A 25,989-nucleotide genomic window follows, 5' to 3' on the forward strand; every position below is an offset into this window, starting at 1 on the left:
GCAGACGCGTCAGCGGCATCGCAAGATCAAAACCTGCGCCGCTTCGCTGAAGGTTCTGCCGATGAGGAAGGACGCGACGACTGAGCAGCGCCGTCGCCAGCACCCCGTTTCCCCGGCGAGTCGCCCGGCGACGACAACGCAGCGTCATCGCTGCGTTCCGTCGACGGCGCCTTCGAGTCGGAGCCATCGGTGTCGTCATCCGCTCCATGCCCTCGCAATTCATCGGCGGCCTCGTGGTGCTCATGCTCTACAGCATGCGCCAGCGCGCTACGGCCCGCGTTGTCGACGAGGCGGAAATCGGCGCTGTAGTCCAGCAACAACGCAACCGCTTCGCTGCGGCCTTCCCGCGCGGCATGCATCAACGCCGTGCGGCCTTCATTGTCGCGCCTGTCGACGACGGCATGCCCATCGAGCAACGCCTCCATCACGTCGGCATTGCCGTCGCATGCCGCGATGATCAGCGCCGTCATGCCCTGGGGATCAGCGTCTTCAGTGTCGGCGCCGTGATCGAGCAGCACCTTGATCGCATCGGTATCGTAGCTCGAGGTGCAGTGCATGAGCGCCGTCATCCCGTGTGCGTCCCTCTGGGCAACATTGGCTCCGGCGGCGAACAGTGCTTCCAACGCTTCGACGTGACCGTTGTCCGCCGCGATCATCAACGCGCTGCGTCCGTCGCCGTCGCCCAAATGAACGTTGATTCCCTTCGAAGCCAGCATTCGAATCGCCTCGGCGCAGTTCAGGCCCGCAGCGAGCATCAAGGCTGTCCGTCCCTGCGAGTTGATCGCATCGAGATCGAGGTCGAAATTCACGTCGGGCGCGACCGCGGCAAGCTTTTCTATCGCCGCGGCACGATCGTTGATTGCCGCGACCATCACGGCATTGCATCCGTCGTTGTCGGTGCGGCTCATGTCGGCGCCTGCTTTCAGGAGCGTCTCGACGATCGCTGGATCACCGGCTTTGGCCGCATGGAGCAATGCCGTCATGCCGTCCGGCCCGGCACAATTCGGGTTCGCGCGATTCGTCCGCCGTGCGGTAAGTGCCTCGACCGCAGCGGCCTTGCCTTGTGTAACAGCGAGCAACAACGCGGTCATCCCTTCGTTATCGGTCATTTCGAGGTTCGCGCCACGCTCCGCCAGCTTATCGAGTGCGGCAGCATGTCCGTTCCTGGCTGCGAGCATCGCCGCGGTCATCCGTTGCTGCGTGGCTAGATTCGGATCGGCCCCGAGGTTGACGAGTGGATCAATCGCTGCGGCGTGTCCGTACTGGCTTGCGCACATCAAGGCGGTGACGCCTTGAGCGGCGGTTCGATTCGGATTGACGCGTTCCCGCGCGAGCGATTCGATCGCCGCCACGCAGCCATACCTGGCCGCGAGCATCAGCGCCGTCACACCTGCCGGCGTCGCCTGCTCCATATCGAAGCCCCCTTCCGCCAACTCGGCAATCGCCCCAGCGCCGTTATGCGCCGCGGCGATCAGCAATACGCCCCACCCGTTGTTGTCTATCCGCATGCGATTCGCACCGACATCGAGCAACGCCTTCATCGCGCCGCGCTTGTCGTGGGCCGCGGCGATCATCAGCGCCGTGGCGCCGTCGGTTCTCGTGAGTTCGACATCCGCGCCCTTCTCGACCAGCGCGTGTACCGCGGCGGCGTGTCCGTTCTGTGCTGCCAGCATCAGCGGCGTGCGATTGTCCAAATTGCGCACATTGAAATCGAGCTTGCCGCCGAGCCTTTCGATCACGCGCAACATCTGTTGACTCGCCGCATAATGCAACGCCGCATTGCCTTGACCATCGAAGCCGCGCACGGTCGGGAAGCCGCCGGCAAGATAAGCAGCCAGTGATTCGTCGCCTGCCTTCGCGGCGCCAAGCAGCGCCAGTTCCTGCCGAACCCCGCCCAAGGCGCGCATCTTCTCGGGAATGCGCGTAAACAGGACTGCCTCGGCTTCCGCGCGGCTGTCCCGATAGTTGCGTATCGTCGAATCGCTCAGGTGCGAGAGCCAGGCCAACGGCGTGCGCTCGGTCTCGAGCAGATCGGTCATGCGATCGGCCGGTATCGCGGCCAATTCATGCTCGGGCGTGTTGCGCAGCGCAGCGAGCACCATTTGCGGCGTTAGTCCGTCACCCAAACCGTCGAGATCTGCGATGGTCAGAGAACGGTTCTGCTTCTCGGTTGCGTTGTTGACGACGAACGCTTGATAGGCCAATTGTAGAATCCGTTCTCGGCCTCTTTCCTGTACCACGTGGACGGGAAACTCGTTCAACAGCCGGCTTTTGACAAGGCTTTCGCCGATCGTCTCCATCAGCAGCGCGGGATCATGAACCATTCGGTACACGGTTTCCTCGTTCTCGTCTTCGCTGCTGACGAACAACACGGCGGGCGGAACGACACCGAAGCGTTCCTCCAATTCCGTCAGCGCCCAGTTCTCGAACTGCGCATAGAACGAAACGACCTCGTCGGTCGCAAGCGGCCGGTCCGCGAACGCATGAAAGTGGCCGCGAATCTCACCGAGGCAATTTTCGGCAACGTGATGAACGAGCCGTCCGGGCGTAACCTGCTGCATGACGTGACGCTCGCAAGCCTCGAAGTCGGCATCCGTCATGCTCAAGCTCGGAACGAATCCGTCGGCGGATATCGCCATGCCATAGTGCGAAGCCAGATGATTCCATAGTCCATTGTGGTAATGGATTTCATTGTTCCGATAGTTCTGCCTGAGGCCGAATCGCTCCTGAGCGAACTCCAGGATCGATTGCGTCAGCATCTTTTCCCATTCCGAGCGCGCGTTGAACTTCAACCCACCCGCGCTTTCGAGTTCGAGCAATCGCGCACGCCTGACCAGTTGATCGATCGCGCCGTCCGCACAGGCGATCAGTTCGGGCGCCAGATTCTTGAGCGTCACCTCGCGCCTTTCTTCGTCGTTCTGGGGATTTTCGACGTTGAATGCAAGTTGCTCGAGGGCTTCCTTACCCATTGAGTGCGCGAGCGCGACGCGCGTGGAAAAGAAACCCGTCGAGCCGGACTCGACGCGCTTGCCGAATTCATCGATCTGCGCCGACGCCGCTTGATTCACGGTGCTCTGTTTTCTGTCGAGGAACTGACGGAGCGAATCGAGACTCTTGCGGATCTGAGCCGTCGACGCGCCATATTCAGGCGATTGCTCGAAGCTGGAAAAGCTGCCGTGCTTGAGTGCATCGAAATATACCGGCTGCTCGCCATAGCGAATCTCAGCCTTCGCGGTCGCGGCCTCGCGAATGTGTGCTTGTTCCCCGTCGCTCTGCTCGACCTGGAAATCACCGCCTTCTTTGAAGGTGATTTTCATTAGCCGCGCGTGATCGCAAGCAAGGCTTCGCCGGCGCGCTGCGTGAGGCGCTGCAGCATCTGCGAGATCAGCATCGCCAAGTCGTTCAACGCTGCGATTTCCTGCTGCAGCAATTGATCCTGCTGCGATGCAGGCGCCGCCAGCGCGTGGTGCATGGCGTTGACGTGGTGGTTGACCTTGTCGGCAATCCCCGCCATTTCTTCGTGCGGTTTCGAATGCTCGATCTTTGCGCCTTCGATCTTTGCGCCTTCGGTCTTTGCGCCTTCGGTCTTTGCGCCTTCGGTCTTTGCGCCTTCGGTCTTTGCGCCTTCGGTCTTTGCACCCTCGATCTTCACACCTTCAGATTCGGTGCTCTCGGTTTTTGGATGGATCGAAACGGGGCGCAACAAACCGGCGTCGCGCTTTTCCGCGCCCGGTTCCTTCCCACGCCGAACCACATCGCCACCGTTATCGGCCTTGGGCATGCTCGCCTTCAGCTTGTCGAATCGCGTTTGAAGATCGAGCGGCAACGCCGGGCTCGGCAACGCTTGGATGCGGGCCACTTCGCGCGCCGTCACCGCGGCTTCTGCTCTTGCTCGGGCTGCGGCGCCTAGCCGGGGCAAATCACGAGCCGATAGCCTTGGACGTGCGGCCCCGCTCTTGAGCGAGGCTGTTCCGAGCGGCATAGCGCCCCTACGCGTTGCAAGATCTTGCAACGGGGCGTTCGTCCCAGGCCGCAATGCTCCGGTCTTTCCGGAGGCGGCAGGCGGCTTACCCGCACCGCGCGTGAATCCGATGAAGGACGCTATTGCCTTGGTGATTTTGGTCATGGCAAATCCCGCTGTTCGAATCCGTGCACGTCGTATCCCGTTGCACGCAACGTCGAAGCGTCGGCATGCAGCCACCGTGCGAGCAGGTCTAATCGATCGGAGCGAATCGGCCTCGAAAAAAAGACGCATAGGCAGACGAGCGCAAGCAACAGTACTCGCGACCCACGCCTGGGACGAACAGAATGAATTTTCATTTTCATCTCCCTCTCCGGAATTCGACTTGCGCAACACGGCAACACCGCAACACCGCAACGGCGGCACGATGAATCGATTGTCGTTGCGATCGAACGGACTGGAGACGGCCTGCGACGAAGATCAGCATCCATCGACGAATCAATTGGCCAGCATGATTCATGCAATGGCATGCTCAATTCGCTAAGGACTACTAATTTTAAATTCTTATGGCGGGAGAAGACCGACATATGCCGATGCACGGCATACAGAAGACACCGCGTTCGACGCATCGAACCGGTAAGCGGAAACGACCGATGAGTATCATCGTTCGCGAATGAAAAACTGGCTCGACGCCGAGCGCTCAATGCACGTGATTGACCGCCTCGCTGCATGCCACGCCGGCGGCCGACAGCGCACCGCACGCATCGACGGTTTGCCGCGTCGCGTCGCCATGCGTGCTGTTTTTTAGCGCCGCATAAATCTGGTCCGCGTCGAGTCGCGGATCGACCGCAAGCAATAGCGCGGCAACGCCCGAGACGAATGCCGTCGAAAACGACGTGCCGGAAAAGAAATCGTAATGACCGCCCGGCGTCAAGCTCAGAACACTGCGGCCAGGCGCGCGCACTACCGCCGCCGAAGTGTTCGCGCCCGGGTAGTCGGCTGCGATCACGTGCGCAATGCCGACCGGAAATGCGCGCATGTCACCGTCCGGTGGCACGGCGCCGACCACGACGATGCCATGCCGCAGCGAATATTCCACGAGCTGCGTCAGCAGCGGATCGGGCGGACCGCTCACGCTGAGATTGATGACGCTCGCGTGCGCTTCGATCGCCGCCGCGAGCGCCTGCGCAAGCGTCAGTGAATTGCAGACCGACGGATCGTTACCGCGGCCGTTCTGGCCGGCGGGTGCCTGCCAGCAGGCTTTCAGTGCGAGGATGCGTGCGCGCGGCGCAACGCCCATGATGCCGTGCCCGCCGTTCGGATTGGCCGCGATCACACCCGCCACGGCCGTACCGTGCACGTCGTGATCGAAGGCCGCCCAACCTTGCTCGACGAAATCGCGCTTCATCACGATCGATGCGGAGATGCCGGGATGGGACGTGTCGACGCCCGTGTCGATGACGGCGACGCGCACGCCCTCGCCTTGCGAGACCCGCTGCGCGGCAAGCGCATCGATCTCGTGCAAACCCCGTTCGAGGTTGACATAGTTGGCGTCGTAGCCGCGCGCCGATGCATCGGCGACCGTACCGATATCACCGCCGGGCTTGCTCAAGGATCCGACTGTACGAAAGGACTGCAAGGGCTGCACGATCTTCACGCGCCGATCGTGCGAGAGCTGCTCGATCACTTGCGCGCGCGTACGACCGTCGCGTACCTCCAATACCGCGCAATGCACTTGCAACGGCACGATCGGCCAAGCCATCACCTGTTCGAGTTTGTAATCGTGCGCGATGGCGTCGACCATCGCGCGCGCGCTGCCATATGCCGCGTAACCGGGACCGCCGTCGTAGCCGCCGATCGTCGTGCCGGCCAGCATAGGCACCGATTCGCTCGGATTGTCGACGGCTACGACGATCATCCGATCGCCCTCGTCGTGTATCTGGCGCAGCACGTCGGGATCGATCTGAACATTGGACGGCGGCACGAGCGGCTCGCCGCTGCACGCCACGACGAGCGGTGCAACGAGGGCGGCGAGCGCGACGAAGCGCAACATCGCCATGCGCCGGGCCGCCGCCTTCAATACCGCCACCCCTACCGCGACGATGCGCGTTCGGGCCCACATATTCATGGCTGTCTCCCGGTAAGGGATGCACCGCCGCGGTGCGGCGTGCCGGGCAAGCTGTTTCTCATTGGATATCTTTCTCCGGGTTGACTGATCGAGATGCAAGACGTGACAACCGTGAGTACCAATGGCGAGTAAAAACGTTGCTGCCCGAACGCATGAAATATATCAAACACGACCGGCGGCGGGCGGAACGACGCTGCTCGCGCGCCCCGCCCGCGCATTTCATCAGACATCGATCAGGCGTTGTCGAGTCCGCCCTGCGCCGCCCAATCGAAGTCGTTCGCGCCGGCAATGCCGTCGGCGCCGGGCACATCATGCGTTTCGATCTGGTTGAACGTATCGGGATTCTCGAGCATGAACTTCGCGGCATCGGAGACTTCCGACGACGTGCTGGCCGACGGGTTGTATGCCATCTGATAGAGCTGGTTAGGATCGAGCGACCAAATGCTCTGCGTATTCATGTACGCGGCGAGCGCACCCGAGGCGCTTTGCGCATCCATCGGCTCGCTCGACTCGTCAGCGGAGTCTTCGAAGCTCGACGCATCGTCCAAAATCGCCGTGTCGCCGGTATTCGAAGCGTCGCTCAACCCGCCTTGCGCCGCCCAATCGAAGTCGTTAGCGCCGGCAATGCCGTCGGCCCCTGACACGTCGTGCGTTTCGATCTGGTTGAACGTATCGGGGTTCTCGAGCATGAACTTCGCAGCGTCGGTGACAGCCGACGGCGTGCCGGCCGCCGGGTTGTACGCCATCTGATAGAGCTGGTTGGGGTCCAGCGTGTTGATCCCGTTCTGCTGCATGTAGCCCGCCAGCGCGCCGGCGGCGCTTTGCGCCGTCATGCCGGAATCGGATTGATCGCCGCTGTCGACGCTACCCGTGTCGGTCACACCGTCTTGGGCGAACACCTGCTGCAGCATCTGTTGGATCGATTGCAGCGCCGATTCGTAAACCGCCTCGTAGTTCGCCACGGCCGCATCGACCGGGGAGGTGTCCGTGGGACTCAGATCGAGTGATGCGATCTGTGCGTTGCTACCTGTGGAAACATTGACGCTCATGGTATTGACCTCCTCGTATGGTGTGGGGCGGCCCATGCACACCGTGCGCAACGGGCCTGCCGCATGAGCGGCGCAACATGGCCGGCATCCCTCGATATGGAAAAGGGCAACGCGTCGCTCTGCGCGCCAAGATAGCGATAGCGCTCGCCTGCCCCACTCACTCACGGCGAAATCCGAACGCTGCCGACGAATCGTCGCTTCCGGCACTGCGGCATATCGACGACATTGACCGGCAATACCGAATGTTTCGCCGCCGTCGACGGATTTTCGCCCGCCCGTATGCGCTCAATTGCAACACCATTCGCAATCGGGCTTACCCATAGCTCGTCGACCGTTATTTTCTGAGGTAGCATCGTCACGTCCGGGTTCCCTGCCGTGGAAGTCGTTGCCGTTGGCTGACGATACTTCGGCGCCCGGCTTTATCGAAAGGAAACCGGTACGGGTTATGAGTTGCAGGCATGCGTTGCTTCGAATACGAATGGGATTGCCATTGCTTTTGCCATTGCGTCCGTATTCGTTGATCGAGCGGCGCATGACAAAGGCTCTGCGATGTGCAATCGCGCTCACGTTCACCGCGGTATGGCTGCCGTCGGCACAGGCATCCGCATCGGATGCTTGGAATTTTCAGGTGGGCGGCACGACCGACCGAATCAATCGTGGCATCGATCTCAGCCAGGGCGAGCCCTCGGTGGACGTAGCCGCCACTTGGTATCCCGGTACGGGCCCGTTTGCGGGCATATCGGGTTGGACCGTGAGGCCGATCCCCGGAACATCCCTAGGCGGCGAGTTCGTTGCCGACGCCGGCTACGGATGGCGCGTCGGCGACTGGGACGCGAAGGCGATGGTCGTCCACTATCAGTTCGCTCATACGCCATTCGCCACGCTGCTCGAATACGATGAAGCGGGGCTCGAAGTCGGGTGGAGGGAAGCCCTGTTCGGCTCGGTCACCGTATCGCCCAATACGGCCTATGTCGGTTCACCGCGAACGCTCGCGCTGACTTACAACCTCGTCGGCCATTACCCACTGGCTCACGGCTTCTCTGCAACGGCCGGCGTGGGCTATTACGACTTGCATGCGGGACTGGGCGGCGGCTTTTTCTACGACGACGTCGGACTCAATTACCAATATCGCGCGCTGCAACTGCAACTCGCCTATTTCGGCACGCAGGGCCCGGCAAGCATTAAAGCGCAGTTCGGTCCGATGCTCATCCACCGCTGGGTCGCGCAGGTGAGTTGGGCTTTTTAGGCCGGCGGCATCGACCCGCATAAGCGCAAACGCAACGTTTCGCTACCGTCGGTACCTATTCGCCGCAATATTGTGCCCAATACGGGACGTACGGAAACAATCGGTATCACCGCACCGGCTGGTGCGATCGAATCCTTTCCGATTGGAGCAAATCCTATGTCCGGCACACGACCGCTCTCGCCATTCAGAACGTACCCGGCGACATCGCCGGACGCACACCGCCCCACGCCCGCCCAAACTCCACCCAGGGAAACGCCTAGCAGTCCGAAGGGGAAGACGGCAGGCGTCTTTCAAAATCTGTCGCGCTTCGTTCGCAAGACGATAAGCGGATCCTCCTCATCGTCGGCGGTGCCTGCCAATCAGGCTGCGCCCAGAGGAGCGCCCCCGGGAACCAAACTCGTACGGCAAAACGCGCTCAGCCCTGAGAAACGAAGGGAATACGAAACGCACATATCACAAGGCAGTTCGCTTGCACAACACGCTGCGCCGCCGACGCCGGACCGGCCGATGGGGCGGGTTTCCAAGGCCGAGGCGGAGCGGCGAACACAACTGCTTGCACAACGGCTCGGCGGACGGCTCACGGCTGCGTCAGGGCAGGCCATTCCCACGCCAACGAGTCGGCCTGCGGCCATGCGGCCGGGCCTCGCCAAAAAGCCAGGTACGACCGCGGCACTTTCTGCCCCGTCCGCAACTCGAACCGCCACTCAAAAGCCTGCGAGCGCGAACGGCCACATCCCGTTCACATCGCTGGAGCCAGCCGTTCAGGAAGCGCTGCTCAATCGCCTCGATCCGATCCGGAAGCTCGGGCTGAACGATGACACGGTGCTCTATCGAGCGACGGATAAGAGTTGGTTGAAGAAGGGAGGCAAAGGCGGACAGTTCACGCTCCAGGGAAACCCGAATTCTGTCGCGTCGATCACCAACCATCTCGAACTCAAACGTAACCCCTTTCACGGCAATCAGAAATTGTTGTCGACGCTGCCGCCAGAAATACGCCAACGTTTCGACACGGATCCGAGTATGCGTTATGCGCCTACGGCAACCGACGCTAATAAGCTGAAGGACCCGACGCTCAACGTGATGTACGGAAACCGCGCAACCGACGGCGCCGAGGGCTACGCGAACACAGGGAAGCACGTCCTGGTCAAGATGACGTTGGGCGACCTGCGTAAGGCAGGGGGCGGACAGGTGTTTTTTGACGACAGCGCGGCAGCTCGGGGGAGCAATACCGTCCCGTTGATCGTCACGCTTCCCGCTGGAAAATCCGTGCCCGTCGAGATCGTCTGACCTGCGAGCGAACGTGGGCCGCGCGGATCGTCGGCACGGTTCTGCTAGCCATAAGCGCGCCAATGCATTTGCAAATTCGATTCGCCGCGGTAACGGCAATTTCGCCGCCCATCGCAGAGCGCTCATAAACGGCTCGCGATACTAAGCGCCGTGACTTGAAAGAACTCGCGAGTTTCAGCCACACCGACGAGCGGCCGCCGTCTCACGGCTCGCTCGACTGTTCATCTCTGTCCAGGAAAAGTCCATGACAACCGTTCAATCCAGCCGCGCATCCACGTCGAGCGCCCATCTCGACGCATCGCCCGGGCACACCGATGGCGCTGCCCAAAACACACCCACCGGTACCGCGAAACGCAGCAACACCGAATCGCCGATCGGTAATTTAGCCAAGCGAACGAAAAGCGAAAGCAGCGACGCAGCTTCCACGCTGCAATCACATACGCGCTTTTTCGAAGACGGCAGTACCACCACGACCGGCTCGCGCGTGCCCTCGCGCGTGCCCATTGCCGAACGCGCCGGCCATATCGCGGCTGCGCTGCGCGGTCGGCAGATCGATGCCGTGACGCACAGCACGAGCAAGGAAGCGCTCGAGCAAGCGACCAAGACCACGCTCGGCAGTTGGACGTCCGACTCCCATTTCCATCCGACGCAATACACGCAGCAAGGCATCTTGCCCGAGGAAATGCTGGCGATGATGGACAAAGTAGGCGTGTTCCGCAGCGTGATCATGCCGATCCCGACCGACGTCATCCCCTGCGGCCATCCCGACGACAACCATATTCCGAAGGAAGACTATTACGTTCCGAAGGAAGACATGAGCATGGCGCGCCATGAGTTGACGGCGGAGCGAGAAAACAAGATCGCCAAGAGCGCGAGTCTCGTCGTCAATCAACAGGTCGATGCCGACACCGCCGATTTCATGGACATGTCGGGCTTGACCGATGCGCAGCGCGATCGTCTCGATCCGATGGTCACGGGCCTGCATCTGGGTTCGCCGCTGAGCTCGGAAGCGCTGCTGAAGAAACTGCACAAGGACCCAGGCACGTTTACCGGCGTGGGCGAGGTGACGATTCACAAGGAATTGGTCGAGCGTCAATTCGACGGCGCCCGTCAGGCGAACCTGACCAACAACGTGCAATCGTTCAAGCAACTGCTCGCAACGGCCGGCGTGGTCGGCATGCCCGTGGTGCTGCATTGCGACGTGGATTCGACCGAGAATCAGCGCAAGAACGGGCTGGGCGCACCGCAGCACCTCGATGGCATCAAGAAGCTGCTCGCTTCGCCCGAGGTCAAGAACACGTCGATGATCTGGGCGCATTTCGGCGGCATCGGCCGCTTCGTCGCCAAGCCCGACAATCATATGGACAACCTGCGCCAGATTCTCAAAGACCCCGAGATGAAGCACGTCAATGTCGACATCTCGTGGTCGCGCGTGGCGCGGCAAATCGTCATGAAGACGGATGAGCACGGCGTCGAGAAGCCGGACGAGGCATCGATCGACGCAGCGGCCAAGTTGATCACCGAGTTCCCCGACCGCTTCCTGATGGGCTCCGACGCTCTCGATCCGAAGAAGGAAGCGACGTGGGCCGAGACGGGCGACATGTACAAGCCACTGCTCGACAAGCTCTCGCCCGAAGTGCGCCATCAAGTGACGATCGGCAACTATGAGCGCGTGATCGTCGGCTCGCGCGCCAAGGTTCGCGCGTTCGAAAAGCATGTGCTGACGAACGACTTCATGAAGACGAGCATTCGCCCCTCGGGCCCGACGCCGGTGCGCGACGGTCCGCACATCGAGCCGGACAAGCTGCGCGCCGCGCGCGATGCAGCGTTCGCCGCGGCCGGCGTCGATGAGCGTGGCGAGCCGGTAGCGAGCACACCGCACTAATCGAAGGAGGCATCTCGCCGGCACCGATCCGATCCGCGTCCTATTCGATTCGATCGGTGTTCGGCGAGACGCCCGTACGCAAGAATGCATTGCAAGAACGACGCATTTCCTCGCGGCCAAAATCCCTATCGTCGCCCTGAAGCGAGAGCGAGACCATGAAAATCTTCCGAAGCGGCACTTCGTCCACCAGTGCCAGCCAAACGCCCACTCAGACAGGAAACGGCGCCCGCACGCGCGAGTCGCGTTCGAGCGGAAGCCGGTCCGTCACCGGTTTCTTTTCGAACTTGACGCGGATCGGACGATCTTCTAGGAATGCATCGCCGCAAGGGGGCGGTTCGGATCGCCGGCAAACGACGTCTACATCAGTTAGGAGTCCTGATAATCCATCGCTCTCCTCCAGCGAATCAGACGATGACCTGCGTGCCACCGTCTCTCGCGTCGTTTCACAAAGGAGTGCATACCGCAACGACGGCAGCGATGGGACATCGAACGTCGGCGAGCCGCCGATGACGATGGGGCACATCCTCGCTCAGGACTTCGGGATGGGACGCGCCCCTGCCGGGCTATCGACCCGCGCTTCCACGGAGATTTCGACCGACGCACCTACGCAGCGTTCACGGCGCGGCATCTCCCGGCTGTGGCGGCGCAAGTCCGGTTCGTCGACACAGACGAACACCACCCGCAACGAAGGTGCCGGGTCGAACGGACAGTCGCGCTTGAATCAAGCTTCGCCGGTGCGCACGCCACCCGTCGCGCCCGAGACCCCGACTGCTCTTGAAGACCCAGTCGGCGACGTCGTCTCGTGGATCAACGAACAGCACGACACAACGTCTTCCACGCTCGAATCGGCTAACCCATCGCATGGGGCCGTACCTACGCCGCCGCAACATGTGGATACGAACGCCGAGCATGAGGCATCTCGCACGTCGAGCGCTTCGAACACGACGTCCGAGCACAACGAAGACACGCACGTACAAGACGAGTCACCGCACCAATCGACCGCCGAGCAAAGATCGTCCGATGCATCGTCGACAGAGCAAACGCAGGGCCACGATAGTGGTCCGATCTTCGACAAGTCGGACGGCGAGGACGACACCGACGTCCAAAACAAGTCACCACGCCAATCCACGACCGATCGAAGAGCATCCGATGCATCGTCCACTGAGCAAACGCAGGGCCACGATAGTGGTCCGATCTTCGACGAGTCGGACATCGAGGACGAAAACGATCTTTTCGAGATCAACATCGACCGCACGCCTTCGGAGCCGCCGTCCGCGCAGCAGAGCATAAACCGTCGGGTTTCGTTTGCCGCGCAGCTCGTGACCGAAATTTCCCCGCCCCCCGAACCCGAGCCGATGCCTAGCGCCTCCGCGCCGCGCGGCGCGCTCGGCAAACTCAAACAATTGAAGCAAACGATCAAGGGCTGGCATGCACACGCAAAAGACGAAGCGTACGTTCACGGTTTCGGGATCTCATCGACGAGCCTGTCTGCTACGCCATTCAGAACAGACACGCGCACGGCGCGCGCCAAGCCATTCACGGGTGTCGTGCGGGAAGGCGACGCGGCCATCGAGCCGCACCAGCGTCTGACGAACCTGCCCGGCGGCACGCCGCCGGCCGTACTGCACGAAAGCCCCATCGTGCAGGCCCTCGAGGCGTCGAATGCACTCGACCGAATGTTCCTCGACGAAAGCATTCTCCCCGGAACGAACCGCCGCGCGCTGTTCGATTCGATCAAGCAAATCGCGGCGCAGAAAAAGCTGGAGCCATTCGAGGCCGCTAGCCTCACGCAAGCGCTGCATATCGCATTCGCCCCTCCGCCCAATCGTCAGCGCGACGCCGCCTACGATCCCGCATACGACGCCGCACACGATGCAAGCATCGCGCTGAAATCGCTCCCGCAGACGAATCTGCTCGATTCGCTGCGCGATACCGCCGAGCCGCCGGGGGAACCCCACTACGACGCGGACAAGGCTTGGGCACTCGCGCAAGAAATCGTTCATATTCCAGGCGGCGTCGGCATGAGTCTCCTGGAAAAGCTCACGCCGCAAACGCCACGTCCCGAAGGCACGCATGCCTCGGTCATCGAAAAGGACCGCATACTCGTGACCGTGCTGCTGAAGGCATCGCAGCAGGCCGTGCGTGAAGCGCGCGCTTCCGGGGAGCCGAAGAAGGACGGCAAGGCGCTCGGCATGTTCTCGCGGCCCTCGCGGCAAGTGGACAACGCGGCCTCGCCTTCGCCGGGCGGCCCGCGCATGCTCGCGCACGATCCCGCATCGATCTTCGCCGACGGTGCGCTGCACGCGGCAATCGCCGAGGCCGGCGAAGACAATTGGCCAGGCCGCAACAACACGCCGGTGCCGAGCCATCTCACGCTCGCACAAAAGGCGATGCTCGCCGTGAAGGAAGAGTTGAGCGAAATCGACGCGCACGTCGAGCGCGACGCGACGCGCGGCACGGCCTTCAGCAAGGGCACGCATGGCAGCCGCTTCGCGATTTCGATGATACGCGGCGACATGCTGACCGATGCGACCCACGAGCCGAACGGCGTCCGTAGTCAATTCGGCCTCACCGAATCGCGACTCGGCAAGAGCGTCGGCAAGCACTTGGATCGCGCAATGCGCCGCCCCACGACGTGGGCGCGCTTCATGGGCACGATCGAAGCAATGGGTAGACATGTCGGCGTCTACAAGAACAAGAGCCCGTTCTATACCTACAACCGTATCGCCGAGAACGACGACGGACGCGGCATGGGCGTCGGCAACCGCAGCGGCACGCATGCCGGCCGCGCGTTCCGCGACATGATCGACACGGTCCACTCGACGATCGATGACATGGCGAACCTCCCGCAAGAAGCCGCGAGCGGCGACGATCAGGCACTGCGCCTGCTCGTGCGATCGTCGATCATGCAGACGACGAAGGATGAAATCGGTCCCCTGCCGCGATATGCGCAGCCCGGTACCCTCTCCGAGCTTTCGCAAGAAAAGGTTGTCAAGGCGGTCATGGACAAGCTCGGGCGCACGAGCGACGACCCCTTGCATGCCAAAGCCATGGCAATGACGGCCGAAGAGAACCACCCCCTCACGGCACAAAGACTGATGCAGTGGGGAGCCGCGGTTGGCGGCCCCGCCAACGAAGAAGCGCTGGAAGCGACCCTGACCGAGCCGTCGGCCGACCGTTCATGGCACCTGTTTGCCGACGCGTTCAAACGCGCGGAAAACCCCGGCGATATCGCGCCGATCGAGACACCCTCTTTGCGCGGCAAATCGCGCGAGGAAGTCGCCGACATCCTGGCGAAGATCGTTGCGGCGGAAGAACTCGGCTCGGGCTTCGCGTTCGATAGCGCCGGCAATGTCCAAGGCACGACGAAGAACATCAGCGGCCTCATCTCGCGCGCCGCGATGCACTTCATCGGCAGCGTGCACGTCGATCTCGGCGGCGGCCAAGTCCGCACCGTCCGTTTCGAGTCGGTGACGAGCACCGACCGCAGCCAGTTGCGCGTGAGCGTCATGACGCTCAAACGCGGCCAAGGCGGCGTGGGCGGCACCGTCGGCCACTTTACCGGCCACGATCATCCGGTCACGCTCGGCGGCGGCATCGACGTCGGCGGCGCGTACGAAGTGGTTCATCAGGAAGGCGCCGTCCTCGGCTTCCCGCGCAATCTCTCGGGCGGCGTCATGGGCGACCGTGCCGTCAACGAGAAAAAAGCACAGCTCGTCAAGATGCTCGTACTTGGCGGCCAACTCGAAGGCCATACGCCACCAGCCAACGAAGAAGACCGCAAATCGCTGATCAAATGCGCGTATCAAGCATTCGGCGACGACCTCTCGATCGGCTTCTACGAGATGGATCAGACCGACAAGCAGGGCACGCTCGGCGTGAACGCCAGTGTCGGCATGCGCTTCGATCGCTTCAAGCTCTCGGGGCCCACGCTTGGCGTCACCGGTAAGTCGCAAGGCACGACGATTCGCTATCGCGATCAATCAGGATTCCTAAAGACCGAATGGGAGACCGATTCGACGAATTACAACGCGTCGTTCCAAGCATCGCTGGCGGGCTTGAACGGCTATGACGAGATTCAAACCGACCCTGGCGATCCCGGCGCTTCGGTCATGACGTCGGTGGCTCCGTTCCTCTCGGGCTCGGCGCAGTTCTTCCGCTTCGGCGTCGCCGATCGGCGCGTGCAGATCATGCAAGACGGCAAGGAACTGCCGACGAGTTTTTCGACGCGTACGTTTCAAGCGCCGATTTCGTTCCTGCAAGAGTTCGGGCAAAACGTCGACAAATATGCCGAGGAAAAAGCCAAACAGTACTTCGCGAAGGAATACAACGCCGGTGGCCAGGCGCGCGAGAACGTAGTCGCCCGTGAAAAGGCGCAGTTGATCAAGTTCGTCGATCACTACCTGAAGCAGAAAGATTTGACGTCGACCCCGCAGCTCTATACGGAATTCGGCGGCAACGTCGACACCGCGAACAAGCTGCGCGCTGCCGCCTATATGGCCGATCGGGCCGGCAACAAAGACACGGCCAATGCGGCACGTCAGGAAATCGACGCGATTCACACCGATCAGAAGTACCGCGAGGGCCGCTTCTTGACCAGCCTGCAGGTCGAGCAGGAAGGTCGGCAAGTCGGCGTCAACGGTATCGTCGGCCTGACTTACGCGCGCAATGATGCGCGTGCTCAGCAAGTGCTGACATTCACGTAAGCACAAGTATTCGCGGCGACGGAGAGGTCGCCGTACACGATCGTCGGCGCAGCCGCACCTGACGATCGTTTCGCAGTCGATAACTCAAATATGAACGTCAACATCAGCATGCGCGGTGCGGCCATGCTCTCCGCGGCAGATGCCTCGGACAGCGAGGCCGTTGCCGCTTCGCCCGCGCCGGCGAAACCGTTACAAGCCGCCCATGGACTCGCGGAACTGAGGCCGAGCCTGGCGCAACAACAACCGCGCGACCTAAGCCGCATCTGCCTTGCGCGCAAACCGGAAACAACCCGTCGCCTGCATCGGCTGCGCCGCGAACTGGGCAAGATCAGCCCTGCCCCCCCGAACCCAGCGCAGGCACGCGCGGAAATCATCGACGCAATGGCAAGAGCCAACCTATCGGGGTGGACGGTGCCCGAGCTATCCGATCCGTCGGCCGTTCTTCATGCCGACGGATCGATTTGCATCACGCTGCTCTCTCACGCCGTCATCTTCCATCCAAACGGAGCATTTCAGATCATCGATTTGCACCACGATGAGCGCATCTACTTCGAAATGCCGGGTCGTGGGACTCAAGTGTTTCGTCAACTTGCTCGGCAAGCCAAAGAGCCAGGCCGATGAATACCCGCGCCGCTCACGTCTTCATGCAGCTGCCCCGCCATTCATCGTGCTGCCGACGCTTTATTTCTTTATCAGTATTTGCGATCGTCGTTCGCAGAAAAATTCATAAGCACATTTCCTCATGTCTATGCAATAAGTTCAGAGCGAATTTTTCATCCTTTTCGCTCATTTTTCGTTTGCAAGGGTAATCACTAAAGCGACTGCCACTAAGGTCGAGCTACAGCGCGAACACCGAGCCGTTTCGATGTATCACGGCCCGGTAGCCGCGTATCAAAACCTACTCTTGGCAATCACTTATATGGAAAGCAAACGAATCTCTACCGGCGCTGTAGGTTCATCGAATTCTGCAGAACCTCGGAATGTCTCTCCGCGCACTCCTTCTGTCCGCTTACGCGCCGAAGCACCCGCGGCAAGTGCCGAGTTCTCGGACTTGCGGCCCTGGCGACAACAGGTAGGAACGAGCGGCTCGAGCGCACCACCGCGCACGGCAACGCTGCTCGTCTCCGATGCGAGCCCGAGCGCATCGCGTCGCATTACAGCAAGAACGGACTCCGATGTGGCGGCAGAATCTTTTAGCAGCGCCGTCTCGCGACTTTCAACCGAATCATCGAATACGTTCGATGCGCCGAGAATCTCGCAAGAACGCAGCATCGCGCGGGAGATTTCATTTGCCTCTCGGACCTCGTCCGTCAACGCCATACCGGAAAACCATGCATTCGTGGCGCCGCCACGTGGCGAGGAGGAAGGCACACCGGCGCCGGCCGCCCGACGGCGCCAATTGCTCGACGATTACCTATCTGCCACCCGGCGCCCGCTCGATCTAGAGCGCGCACTTGCCGCCGTCAAGCTGCGATGCGCCGCCGAAGTTTTTTGCGAGAAAAACGAATGGGCCCGCTTCGCGCCCCGGCTGCCGAAAAGAGGCGCGGCACGGCGGCGCTTCGCGGAATTGGCCGCCGTATCGGCGGACGAACTCATCGCGGACGTCCAAGCACACCCCGAGCACTATACGAGAACCCAGTTGACGGACCTCGCTCAACACCACTTGTTGACCGCGCTGAACATCGACGTCGAACTGTATAAACAAGGTCTTCACAAGGCTGGGCTATACGAGGGACTACACAGCGTTGCAGGCCGCGTGACCACATTGGCGGCCGCGGCCGCCACCGGCGGAGTCTCCACCATTCCAGGTGCCGAGCACGCCCTGAAAGCTGCTAAAAAAGCGATCAAAGTACTGGCGCACGAACTGCCGCCGAACATCGTCAATCCTGCTTTGACCGGAACCCTTCGATCGGTCACCGACGTCAAGGAAGCCTTCAAACGCGTGGGCGGCCAACCCGTCGTGGCACCGCAAATCGAAAGAAGCCCCGACCTGGCGACGATCGTCCGATCGCTTCGGACACAGCGCGGTGAGCTAACCAACGCGACGAATCAGTTTCGCGAGGCGGCGCAATCGGACGCTGTCGGGGCCGAAGCGATCGGCCCCATGATCGACGCGTTCCTTGCGTTGCACGACACGGCGGATCGGCAATACCGCCGCCGAATCGGCCTGAATAGAACGCAAACCTACAGCAAGGGCTGGGGCATGGCCGTAAACGGCGTGGGTGTCGCAGGCACCGTCGTGACGGCAACCGTGCCCGTCGTCGGGCAAATCGCGGGGCCCGCCATATTGGCAGCCACCGTACCGATGCAATGGGGCGCGGGCTACCTCGACGAACGGCGCAACAAGCATCGCTATAACCTGCGCGCCAACACCAAGTGGGGAGACTTCTTGACCGCAGGCGCAGCACGCATCCACTTCAAGGATTTGCGGCCCGAGCATGTTTCGGAAGCCGCGCTCAGACGGTCCTTCATGACGCAACCCGAAGTGCAAATCGCCGCGGTTCGCGAAGTATACGAAGATGCGCTCGGCGAATGGGTGCAGCAGCATGCGGAGTTGGAGCGCAAAGTTGGCGCAATGGAATCGAGCGGCACGACGCCGGTGCGCGCACTGATGCCGCATCGCGCGCAGTTAGCGCAACTGACCGAGCAGATCGAACTTGCCAAGCAGCACGCGGCACAATTCGAATCATTGGACCCGGCGCAATGGGCTGCCATCCCCCAGGACAGCCTCATCGGCCGCTGCCTGGACGATTTGAAACAGCTCGAGAAAGCGAATCGTCGTGCCCGCATGCGCAAACCCGGAGAAAGCGCGCAAATCGTGCAGCGCTATGTCCAAGCCTTCCACGCCGGCGTATCGACGGGCACTGCTCTGCCGATCATGGATGCAATCACGGCAACCGATTCGTCATACATCACCGATGCACAGGGTCATCAAACGCATCACCTGCACCCGTCCGATGAAGCAGGCACGCTCACCGCGGGCATCGGAGGCGGCGCGGTATTCACGGCGGCCACCGGCGAAGTTCGCATGACCAAGGCCGACAACAAGAAGGTGCTGTCGCAAACCCATGTAAGCCCGCTGCAAACACGCTTGCATGAGGCGCGTTGGGTATTCGAGGCAGGAAACCGGCGCGTGGACTTGCGCACGACCGCGGGCTATCGCAAGCACGTTCATTCGACGTGGGACGAACTCAGATTGCTCGGCCGCGCCGTTCGACATGGCTTGGTCAGCGGGCCCGTGGGCCTGACGAACTTGGTACGCGCGAAATGGTGGCCGCGAGGCGAGTTGCGGCTCGCCAAGCGTCAGTTACGCGACACGCTCGACGCGCTCGGACAAGCGGGACTCCAACGAAACCCACCGCCGGACGCGCGCCGAGCCAACACCATTTCGGCCATGAAAGACGAGCTTTATGACTACGCGGCAGTGCGCCGGCATTTGGGTGTGGAAACCGCGTAGCGGTATTGATCAGAGGGCACCGGCTTTATTACGACCCGCGATGCCTCAAATTAGTTGTGTACACAACCACTTAGAGACATCGCACAAGAATCGGCTCAACCGGACCTATAACGATTGGCCTCTTGCGAATGTTCGGCGCGAGGGTCCCACTCTCCTCCGTCGACATCGATCACGATCGTATCGTCCGGGCCCAGCAGCCGGCCGGACTGGGAGCGCAGTTCGAGACGCCTCACAGGCAATCGCTGCCGCTTGTCGACGAGGCTCACGTAATCCTCTCCGGGCTCGAAAAAATACGTCTCGCCCCACTGCCTCAATGCGACGAGTAGCGGAAACAGCCCCTTGCCCTTTTCAGTCAGCACGTACTTTTGATAAGCGCTGCCGTCAGATGCAGGGGCCATCTCCAGAATGCCGTGATCGACCAGATTGTGAAGCCGTGCGCTCAAGATGTTCTTGGCAAGACCGAGGCTTTTCTGGAACTCTCCAAAACGCTCCAAACCATTGAAGGCATCACGAACGATCAGCAGAGACCACCAGTCTCCAATTGCGTCCAAGGGCCTTGCAATGGCACAAGGCGCTTCCTTATGACTTGTTCGCTTGACCATCGCGGCCCTCCAGTTTCATGTAAACGCGCCGCGACTTCGAACAATAGGGCCGTGCGAAACGGCGGAGCAACTGGTCGCAGTATAAAACTAGTTCCGCGGCGAAACAAACAGGGCGCGCCATACGCTGTCGATTGCCCGCCTGCGCCCGCCAATACGGTGCGGCTAACGTTGCGTCTTGCTCGGCGAAAAGATCATGAAGCTGATCGCACCCAGAACCCAGACGCTGATTCCGCCGTACAGCATCAGCCAACTGAACCCCTCCAGCAACGCGGCATGCACGACGACCCCGGACGGGTCGGCCTGAAGCAGCATCGGAAAGTGCTGGCCGAGCGATTCCACCGTGCCGCCGCCGGCGATTCGTTCGGCCAGCGATTGCAGATCGGCGGCGCTCAATACGTTGGCCAAAGCGTCGCGCAGATGATCGGCGATGCCGGCCACGAGCACGAACCCCATCAGGGCAATGTTGATCGCGAGGCTGATCAAGCGCGCGCTCAGGTCCATCCCCGAGGCCATCCCGGCACGGTTGGAAGGCACGGAACCCGTGGTCGTGTTCGTCGTCGGCGTGTTGGTCAGGCCCAGCCCGATGCCGGCAATCAGCGAACCCGGCAGCATCGTCCAGCCGCTCGCCATCGAAGCCGTCGCGCCGAAGCGCATCAAGAGAAACCCCAAGCCGATCGTGAACAAGCCGAGCGGAATGATCGTGCCCGGCTGATACCGATGCGAAAGGCGTTCGGCCAAAGGCGGAATCGCGAGCGTCGGCAACGTATAGGCCAGCAATGAAAAGCCCGCCGTGACGACGTCGTAATGAAGCCCGCTCTGATAAAAGATCGGCAAGAAAATGATGAACGGCCAGAAACTGAAATTCATGCCGGCCGAGCCCATGATCGCACCGGAAAACCTTCTGATTCGGAACACCGAGAAATCGAACATCGGATGCGGGTTGATTCGCTCGACGAGTACGAATGCGATGAAGCCGACGACGGTTGCGCCGATGATGGAGAGCGCGGCGCGGCTCACGAATCCGATCTCGGCGCCTTGCGTGATGTAGTAAGTCAGTCCGAACACGGCCAGCGAGAGCGTGACGATGCCCAGGATGTCGAGCTTCTTGGCATCGGGGTCGCTCGACTCCTCCACGCTGCCGAACGCCAGCGCCAAGGTCAATACGGCGAGCGGAACGTGAATCAGAAAAACCCATTGCCAGCCGGACAATGCGACGATTGCGCCGCCGATCATCGGCCCGAAACCTAGGCCGAAGCCCAGAAATATCCCCCAGATACCGAAGGCCTTGACGCGCTCCGCGCCCTCCTTGAACTGATGCGAGAGGATCGCGATGGTGCAGATGAGCATCGCCCCGCCGCCTATGCCTTGAACGAATCGGCCGGCGATCAGCAACGGCGCGCTATGGGTGAGGCCGCACATCAGCGAGGCGATGCCGAACACCGACGAGCTGATGATGAACATCCGCTTTCTGCCGAATCGGTCCGCCAGCGTACCGGCCGCCATGAGCACACTCGTGCAAGCGATCGTGTAGGCGTTCATGATCCATTGCAGATCCTTGAAATCGGCATGAAGCACCTTTTCGAGCGTTGCCAATATCACCGGCACGCTCGAAATTTCCAGCGCGAACATCAACTGTGCGAAGCAAATAGCCGTCAATGCGATGACGTTTCGACTAGAGCGAGTGTAGGAAATATCCATGGGTCGTTCTTCCCAATTCGATGTTTGCGGGCCGGTCGTGCCAGCAACCGGTCTTGGTTTTAACATGAAACCAAGACCATCGTAATCGATGAAGTTTTAATTTGCAACCACGTTGCGCAAAGGTACGCGAGCGCAGGCGAAGCCATTCCTTTCGGTAGGCGCTGGTCGACAAATAGGGAAGAGTCGAATCGGCGCGCGACGGATCGTCGGCGTCGTGAAGGAGGTTCAGGCGAGGAGAATGCCGCCCGAGATGAAGCTAAGACACTTCATCTCGGGCGCGAACCACGACGTCATTCCACCGTGCTTGCCAGGCAGTGAAATACCGCCCCCATCACCGGCTTGCCTTCGGCAGTCGGCCGATAAGGCGTAACGAGCAACTCCCATGCGTCGCCCGTGGACGAAGCAATACGATAGACGTTCTGCGGAAGATTCACGTCCGCCGGCATTTCGAAAATCGCGGAATAACACACGTAGTTCTCGTCCATCGGAATGCCGTCGCGCACGTCGGTGAGCTTCGCCGCAACGGCCCAGTCGCCCGCTCCTGAAAACATGAAGGTGTGGCCGAGCGAAGCGGTCAACTGGGTTCGAGTCGGAATGGTCATCGCGCTGCTATGTCCTCATGCAATGAAAATGAATGGTTTTCAAGCGTTCACGCGCTTCTTTTTTCAGTCAGGCGTCGGATAGATACCCGTCAACGCAATCACGAAATTCGTCGCGAGATAGGGATTGCGAACGTCGACCGGCGTATTGCCGCCCGTGTTGCCGATCGTGAGTGAATTGACGCTGATCTTCGCCGGTGCATCGAAAGGTGCCAGCGTCGTATTCGGCGTATCGGTACTGTATTGCGTCGTCGGATGCGCACTCGCCATGCCCGCCGCAAGAACGGTGTTGGTGCCCGGCGCAGCTTGTAGGTTCGTCGAAGCCGTGGTTGCGGGAATACCGATTTGCACCGACGAGCCCGAGGCCGATATCGCCGCGGTATGGTTATGCAATGGCATTTGCGGAGTCGTCAGTTGCACGTCCTCCGCACCACCCGTGTCGGCCAACGACATCGGCGTCAGATTTTGTCCCGTCCCCGTCCCTACCGGGCTTCGACCCGAGAAATTCGGCAACTGAAAGTTGACCGGCGCCGTGCCGCCGTAAAGATTGCCGATCAGCGCGTAAAGAGCCTGGTTCTGGCTCACCTGGATCGATTGCCCTTGACAGAGTGCCCAACCGTATGGCGCGAACTTGAAGCTCACCATCCGAATTTCACCGATATATGGGTCGCTCATGAAGGTCTCCTGTAGTAAGTGCGATGGTTGTGAGGCAAGCGAAACGCGCTGACGTTTTGCGACGATATTAGTCTACAGATTGAGTCGGCGCAAACGCATCTTTATTGGCCGCCTCCTTGCGGCTACGTCGGCACGCACTTAGCGCGCGGCAGAAAAGTGCCAGCGAATGTGACTTTTGTGTAGAGGCATACACGAGCGGGTCACATAGCATCCGTTACACCACGACAGCACCCGCTGCATCGCGTTGTAGAGCGGTCGTCGACGGTGAGACTTCAACGAAAGTCGCTATACGACCACGTCGTTCAGATCAAATAAATCCACTTTGGACGGAGACATGAGAAATCTATCGATGGCTGCTTTGCGCAAGCCAGCTCTCGGCTTGGCCATCTTCTGCTGCATGGCCGAATTCAGCTACGCGGAAGTCCTCACAGCGCCGAACTCGTCCGCGCCTCCCCAGACGCAATCGGCATCGCCCAACGGCGCCGCACCGCCTCAAACCGTCGGCACGGCCGATCAACCGCCGGCCGATTGGAACGATACCTACATCGGCTATCGCTGGAGCAATGATTTCCACTACCCGGGCGTGCCGTCGTCGGTGGTGCAGAACATCGGATCTCTCACTTCCGTCGGCGGCTTCAAGTACGGCAGCTATGCATTCAACGTCGATTACCTCGTGTCCAACGCGGCCAATCCGGAAGCCGGCGGCCCCTCGAATGGCGGGGCGCAGGAAATCTACAGCGTCGGGCGTGTCGAGCTCAGCGCGGGCAAGATCTTCGGGCGCTATCTCGGCTACGGCTTCATTCGCGACTACGGAATGACGGTCGGTTACGAGTTCGGCACCAAGAACGATGCCTACGCCGAACGCGCTCGCATGCTCGTGCTGGGACCCACGATCGAGTTCAACATACCGCACGGCTATTGGAACGTCACCGCGGGCATGCGCACCGAGAGCAATCACAACGGCATCACGGAAACCGACGTGCATTTCCACGCGGCATGGCACGTCGAGAGTTCGTGGCTCTATCCGTTCAGAGTAGGCCCCGTGCCGCTCGTCTTCCGCGGTCTCGCCAGCCTCACCGGGCCCAAAGGACCTGACGGTTTCGGTGTGCAGACGACGACCGAATTCTTGACTCGCGTCTCCTTGCTTGCGGATGTCGGCTCGTTTGCGGGCCATCCGCGCACGATCTACGCCGGTGTCGGGTATGAATACTGGTACCACATGTACGGCACGCCCACGACCGAAACAACCGGCACGATCACGTCGACGCCGATGTTGATGGCCGAAATTCATTTCTGATTCGATTGCCTGATATATGCGATCATTGGCGGCCCATATCTCGGGTTGTCGATGATCGCTTACGCATTTCCCCATGGCGTGCATGCACCGGCAATGTGTTTCCGTATCAAGGCACGTCCTTCTAAATGAACAATAGCGTTCTCCAGCTTTCATCGTTCCGGTTTTTCTTTCTCAGCCGCATGGCGATGACGATGTCCACCCAGATGCTCATGGTGATCGTCGGCTGGCAGATGTACGACTTGACGCACAGCGCCTATGACCTCGGCCTGGTCGGCTTGGCGCAATTCGTGCCCGCACTCGCGCTGTGCCTGCTGGTTGGGCAAGTCGCGGATCGTTACGATCGCCGTTATGTGCTCATCGGCTGCCAGATCGGCCAATGCGCAGTCGCGTTGGCGCTGACGGCCGGCACACTGGGCGGCTGGCTCGGGCGCGACGTACTCTTGCTCGCCTCGTGCGCGCTCGGCACGGCCAGAGCATTCCAGAACCCGACGCAGCAAGCGCTGTTGCCTACGCTAGTCCCGCTGTCGGCATTGCCCAAAGCGCTGGCCATCAATTCGGCGGGCTCGCAGTTCGCGACCATCGTGGGCCCGGCGATCGGCGGCTTCCTCTACGTGGCGGGGGCCGGCCTCGTCTATAGCGCATGCGCCGCAATGTGCCTCTTTGCCGCCGCCATGATGGTCTTGATCAACCACCGCACCGAGCGTGCTCCGCGTCCACCGGTGACGCTGGGCACCCTGCTCGCCGGCATCGAGTTCATTTGGAAACGCGAGCAAATACTCGGCGCCATCTCGCTCGATCTGCTCGCCGTGTTGTTCGGCGGAGCCACCGCCCTGTTGCCCATCTTTGCACGAGACGTCCTGCATGTCGGCTCGTGGGGGCTCGGATTGTTGCGCTCGGCGCCGGCCGTGGGCGCGTTGGTGGTCTCGCTGTATCTCGCGCATCATCCGATCGAGCGGCGCGCGGGAAAGATGATGCTCGCGTCGGTGGCGCTTTACGGCGTGTCTACGTTGATCTTTGGACTATCCCGTTCGTTCGCGCTCTCGTGCGCAGCGCTCGCGCTGACAGGCGCATTCGACATGGTCAGCGTCGTTGTGCGGCAATCGCTGATTCAACTCGATACGCCGAACGACATGCGGGGGCGCGTCAGTGCCGTCAATTCAATTTTTATCGGCGCATCCAATCAACTCGGCGAATTCGAATCCGGCGTCACGGCCGGCTGGTTCGGCGCGGTACCGTCGGTCCTGATCGGCGCCACGGGCACGGTGCTGATCGTGCTGCTTTGGACTAAATTGTTCCCTACCCTCGCACACCGAGAAACATTGACGGTCTCGCAAGAAGTCGAAGCAAACCGCTCGATCGGCGCGGGCAACAACTAACCGCTCAAAAAGCAGATGGGGCG

The 25,989-nt window shown here is 61.1% G+C and carries 17 protein-coding genes and 2 pseudogenes; 9 read left to right on the plus strand and 10 right to left on the minus strand.

Going from position 1 to position 25,989, the window contains the following annotated elements:
* Nucleotides 1-26 precede the first annotated feature (26 nt).
* Both J3485_RS23150 and J3485_RS23155 read right to left on the minus strand, forming a co-directional pair.
* Nucleotides 27-3,317: an ankyrin repeat domain-containing protein gene (locus tag J3485_RS23150; protein ID WP_206956648.1), complete on the minus strand. Its 3,291-nt coding sequence runs from the start codon at nucleotides 3,315-3,317 to the stop codon at nucleotides 27-29.
* A complete protein-coding gene (locus tag J3485_RS23155) occupies nucleotides 3,317-3,859 on the minus strand; it encodes a hypothetical protein (protein ID WP_206956649.1) in 543 nt (180 codons plus the stop codon). Before J3485_RS23155 ends, J3485_RS23150 begins: the two co-directional genes overlap by 1 nt.
* 232 nt (nucleotides 3,860-4,091) lie before the next feature.
* Here J3485_RS23155 and J3485_RS23160 point away from each other — a divergent pair, with 232 nt between their 5' ends.
* A complete protein-coding gene (locus J3485_RS23160; RefSeq protein WP_206956650.1) occupies nucleotides 4,092-4,505 on the plus strand; it encodes a hypothetical protein in 414 nt (137 codons plus the stop codon).
* A gap of 156 nt (nucleotides 4,506-4,661) precedes the next feature.
* Here the strand turns inward: J3485_RS23160 and J3485_RS23165 are convergent, their stop codons facing one another.
* The 3 genes and pseudogenes from J3485_RS23165 to J3485_RS29680 form a co-directional block, all read right to left on the minus strand.
* Nucleotides 4,662-6,089 (minus strand): S8 family peptidase, encoded by a 1,428-nt coding sequence (locus J3485_RS23165; RefSeq protein ID WP_206956651.1) that lies wholly within the window; start codon nucleotides 6,087-6,089, stop codon nucleotides 4,662-4,664.
* Between the two features lie 236 nt (nucleotides 6,090-6,325).
* Nucleotides 6,326-6,589: pseudogene (locus J3485_RS29675) on the minus strand (hypothetical protein); the annotation flags it as partial.
* Nucleotides 6,590-6,663: 74 nt separating this feature from the next.
* A pseudogene (locus tag J3485_RS29680) lies at nucleotides 6,664-6,844 on the minus strand (hypothetical protein); the annotation flags it as partial.
* 826 nt (nucleotides 6,845-7,670) lie between these two features.
* On the opposite strand from J3485_RS29680, the gene J3485_RS23175 reads away from it, so the two are divergent.
* The 5 genes from J3485_RS23175 (at nucleotide 7,671) to J3485_RS23195 (ending at nucleotide 16,883) form a co-directional block, all read left to right on the plus strand.
* Nucleotides 7,671-8,384: a TorF family putative porin gene (locus J3485_RS23175; RefSeq protein WP_206956653.1), complete on the plus strand. Its 714-nt coding sequence runs from the start codon at nucleotides 7,671-7,673 to the stop codon at nucleotides 8,382-8,384.
* 507 nt (nucleotides 8,385-8,891) lie between these two features.
* The gene (locus J3485_RS23180) at nucleotides 8,892-9,671 is read left to right on the plus strand and encodes an AvrPphF family type III effector (RefSeq protein WP_206956654.1); all 780 of its coding nucleotides are present in this window, start codon (nucleotides 8,892-8,894) and stop codon (nucleotides 9,669-9,671) included.
* A 244-nt stretch (nucleotides 9,672-9,915) separates the two neighbouring features.
* Complete coding sequence (locus tag J3485_RS23185; protein ID WP_206956655.1) at nucleotides 9,916-11,556, plus strand: amidohydrolase family protein; 1,641 nt, start codon at nucleotides 9,916-9,918, stop codon at nucleotides 11,554-11,556.
* A gap of 506 nt (nucleotides 11,557-12,062) precedes the next feature.
* On the plus strand, nucleotides 12,063-16,262 hold the full coding sequence (locus tag J3485_RS23190) for a hypothetical protein (protein WP_206956656.1): 4,200 nt from the start codon (nucleotides 12,063-12,065) through the stop codon (nucleotides 16,260-16,262).
* Between the two features lie 90 nt (nucleotides 16,263-16,352).
* Nucleotides 16,353-16,883 (plus strand): hypothetical protein, encoded by a 531-nt coding sequence (locus J3485_RS23195; RefSeq protein WP_206956657.1) that lies wholly within the window; start codon nucleotides 16,353-16,355, stop codon nucleotides 16,881-16,883.
* Between the two features lie 294 nt (nucleotides 16,884-17,177).
* Here the strand turns inward: J3485_RS23195 and J3485_RS23200 are convergent, their stop codons facing one another.
* Entirely contained in the window at nucleotides 17,178-17,582 is a 405-nt protein-coding gene (locus tag J3485_RS23200) for a hypothetical protein (RefSeq protein ID WP_206956658.1), read from the minus strand.
* Nucleotides 17,583-17,601: 19 nt separating this feature from the next.
* Here J3485_RS23200 and J3485_RS23205 point away from each other — a divergent pair, with 19 nt between their 5' ends.
* Entirely contained in the window at nucleotides 17,602-19,719 is a 2,118-nt protein-coding gene (locus tag J3485_RS23205; RefSeq protein ID WP_206956659.1) for a hypothetical protein, read from the plus strand.
* Nucleotides 19,720-19,814: 95 nt separating this feature from the next.
* On the opposite strand, the gene J3485_RS23210 is transcribed toward J3485_RS23205, so the two are convergent.
* The 4 genes from J3485_RS23210 to J3485_RS23225 all read right to left on the minus strand — a co-directional run bounded on the left by J3485_RS23210 (nucleotide 19,815) and on the right by J3485_RS23225 (nucleotide 23,293).
* On the minus strand, nucleotides 19,815-20,321 hold the full coding sequence (locus tag J3485_RS23210) for a winged helix-turn-helix transcriptional regulator (protein ID WP_206956660.1): 507 nt from the start codon (nucleotides 20,319-20,321) through the stop codon (nucleotides 19,815-19,817).
* Between the two features lie 162 nt (nucleotides 20,322-20,483).
* A complete protein-coding gene (locus J3485_RS23215; RefSeq protein ID WP_206956661.1) occupies nucleotides 20,484-22,019 on the minus strand; it encodes an MFS transporter in 1,536 nt (511 codons plus the stop codon).
* Between the two features lie 290 nt (nucleotides 22,020-22,309).
* On the minus strand, nucleotides 22,310-22,621 hold the full coding sequence (locus J3485_RS23220) for a DUF6916 family protein (protein WP_206956662.1): 312 nt from the start codon (nucleotides 22,619-22,621) through the stop codon (nucleotides 22,310-22,312).
* 63 nt (nucleotides 22,622-22,684) lie between these two features.
* Nucleotides 22,685-23,293, minus strand: coding sequence for a phage tail protein (locus tag J3485_RS23225; RefSeq protein WP_206956663.1), 609 nt, complete (start codon nucleotides 23,291-23,293; stop codon nucleotides 22,685-22,687).
* A gap of 334 nt (nucleotides 23,294-23,627) precedes the next feature.
* On the opposite strand from J3485_RS23225, the gene J3485_RS23230 reads away from it, so the two are divergent.
* Both J3485_RS23230 and J3485_RS23235 read left to right on the plus strand, forming a co-directional pair.
* Nucleotides 23,628-24,590, plus strand: a complete 963-nt coding sequence (locus J3485_RS23230; RefSeq protein WP_206956664.1) for a hypothetical protein — start codon at nucleotides 23,628-23,630, stop codon at nucleotides 24,588-24,590.
* A 125-nt stretch (nucleotides 24,591-24,715) separates the two neighbouring features.
* Complete coding sequence (locus J3485_RS23235; RefSeq protein WP_206956665.1) at nucleotides 24,716-25,966, plus strand: MFS transporter; 1,251 nt, start codon at nucleotides 24,716-24,718, stop codon at nucleotides 25,964-25,966.
* Nucleotides 25,967-25,989 lie beyond the last annotated feature (23 nt).

The organism is Trinickia acidisoli (assembly GCF_017315725.1).
GTDB classification, from domain to species: Bacteria; Pseudomonadota; Gammaproteobacteria; order Burkholderiales; family Burkholderiaceae; genus Trinickia; species Trinickia acidisoli.

Coding starts and splice junctions, on each gene's coding strand:
- J3485_RS23235 (WP_206956665.1), top strand. CDS start 24,716: ATGAACAATAGCGTTCTCCAGCTTTCATCGTTCCGGTTTTTCTTTCTC.
- J3485_RS23195 (WP_206956657.1), top strand. CDS start 16,353: ATGAACGTCAACATCAGCATGCGCGGTGCGGCCATGCTCTCCGCGGCA.
- J3485_RS23215 (WP_206956661.1), bottom strand. CDS start 22,019: ATGGATATTTCCTACACTCGCTCTAGTCGAAACGTCATCGCATTGACG.
- J3485_RS23175 (WP_206956653.1), top strand. CDS start 7,671: ATGACAAAGGCTCTGCGATGTGCAATCGCGCTCACGTTCACCGCGGTA.
- J3485_RS23180 (WP_206956654.1), top strand. CDS start 8,892: ATGGGGCGGGTTTCCAAGGCCGAGGCGGAGCGGCGAACACAACTGCTT.
- J3485_RS23150 (WP_206956648.1), bottom strand. CDS start 3,317: ATGAAAATCACCTTCAAAGAAGGCGGTGATTTCCAGGTCGAGCAGAGC.
- J3485_RS23200 (WP_206956658.1), bottom strand. CDS start 17,582: ATGGCGTTGACGGACGAGGTCCGAGAGGCAAATGAAATCTCCCGCGCG.
- J3485_RS23210 (WP_206956660.1), bottom strand. CDS start 20,321: ATGGTCAAGCGAACAAGTCATAAGGAAGCGCCTTGTGCCATTGCAAGG.
- J3485_RS23185 (WP_206956655.1), top strand. CDS start 9,916: ATGACAACCGTTCAATCCAGCCGCGCATCCACGTCGAGCGCCCATCTC.
- J3485_RS23165 (WP_206956651.1), bottom strand. CDS start 6,089: ATGAATATGTGGGCCCGAACGCGCATCGTCGCGGTAGGGGTGGCGGTA.
- J3485_RS23160 (WP_206956650.1), top strand. CDS start 4,092: ATGAAGGACGCTATTGCCTTGGTGATTTTGGTCATGGCAAATCCCGCT.
- J3485_RS23230 (WP_206956664.1), top strand. CDS start 23,628: ATGAGAAATCTATCGATGGCTGCTTTGCGCAAGCCAGCTCTCGGCTTG.
- J3485_RS23190 (WP_206956656.1), top strand. CDS start 12,063: ATGACGATGGGGCACATCCTCGCTCAGGACTTCGGGATGGGACGCGCC.
- J3485_RS23225 (WP_206956663.1), bottom strand. CDS start 23,293: ATGAGCGACCCATATATCGGTGAAATTCGGATGGTGAGCTTCAAGTTC.
- J3485_RS23220 (WP_206956662.1), bottom strand. CDS start 22,621: ATGACCATTCCGACTCGAACCCAGTTGACCGCTTCGCTCGGCCACACC.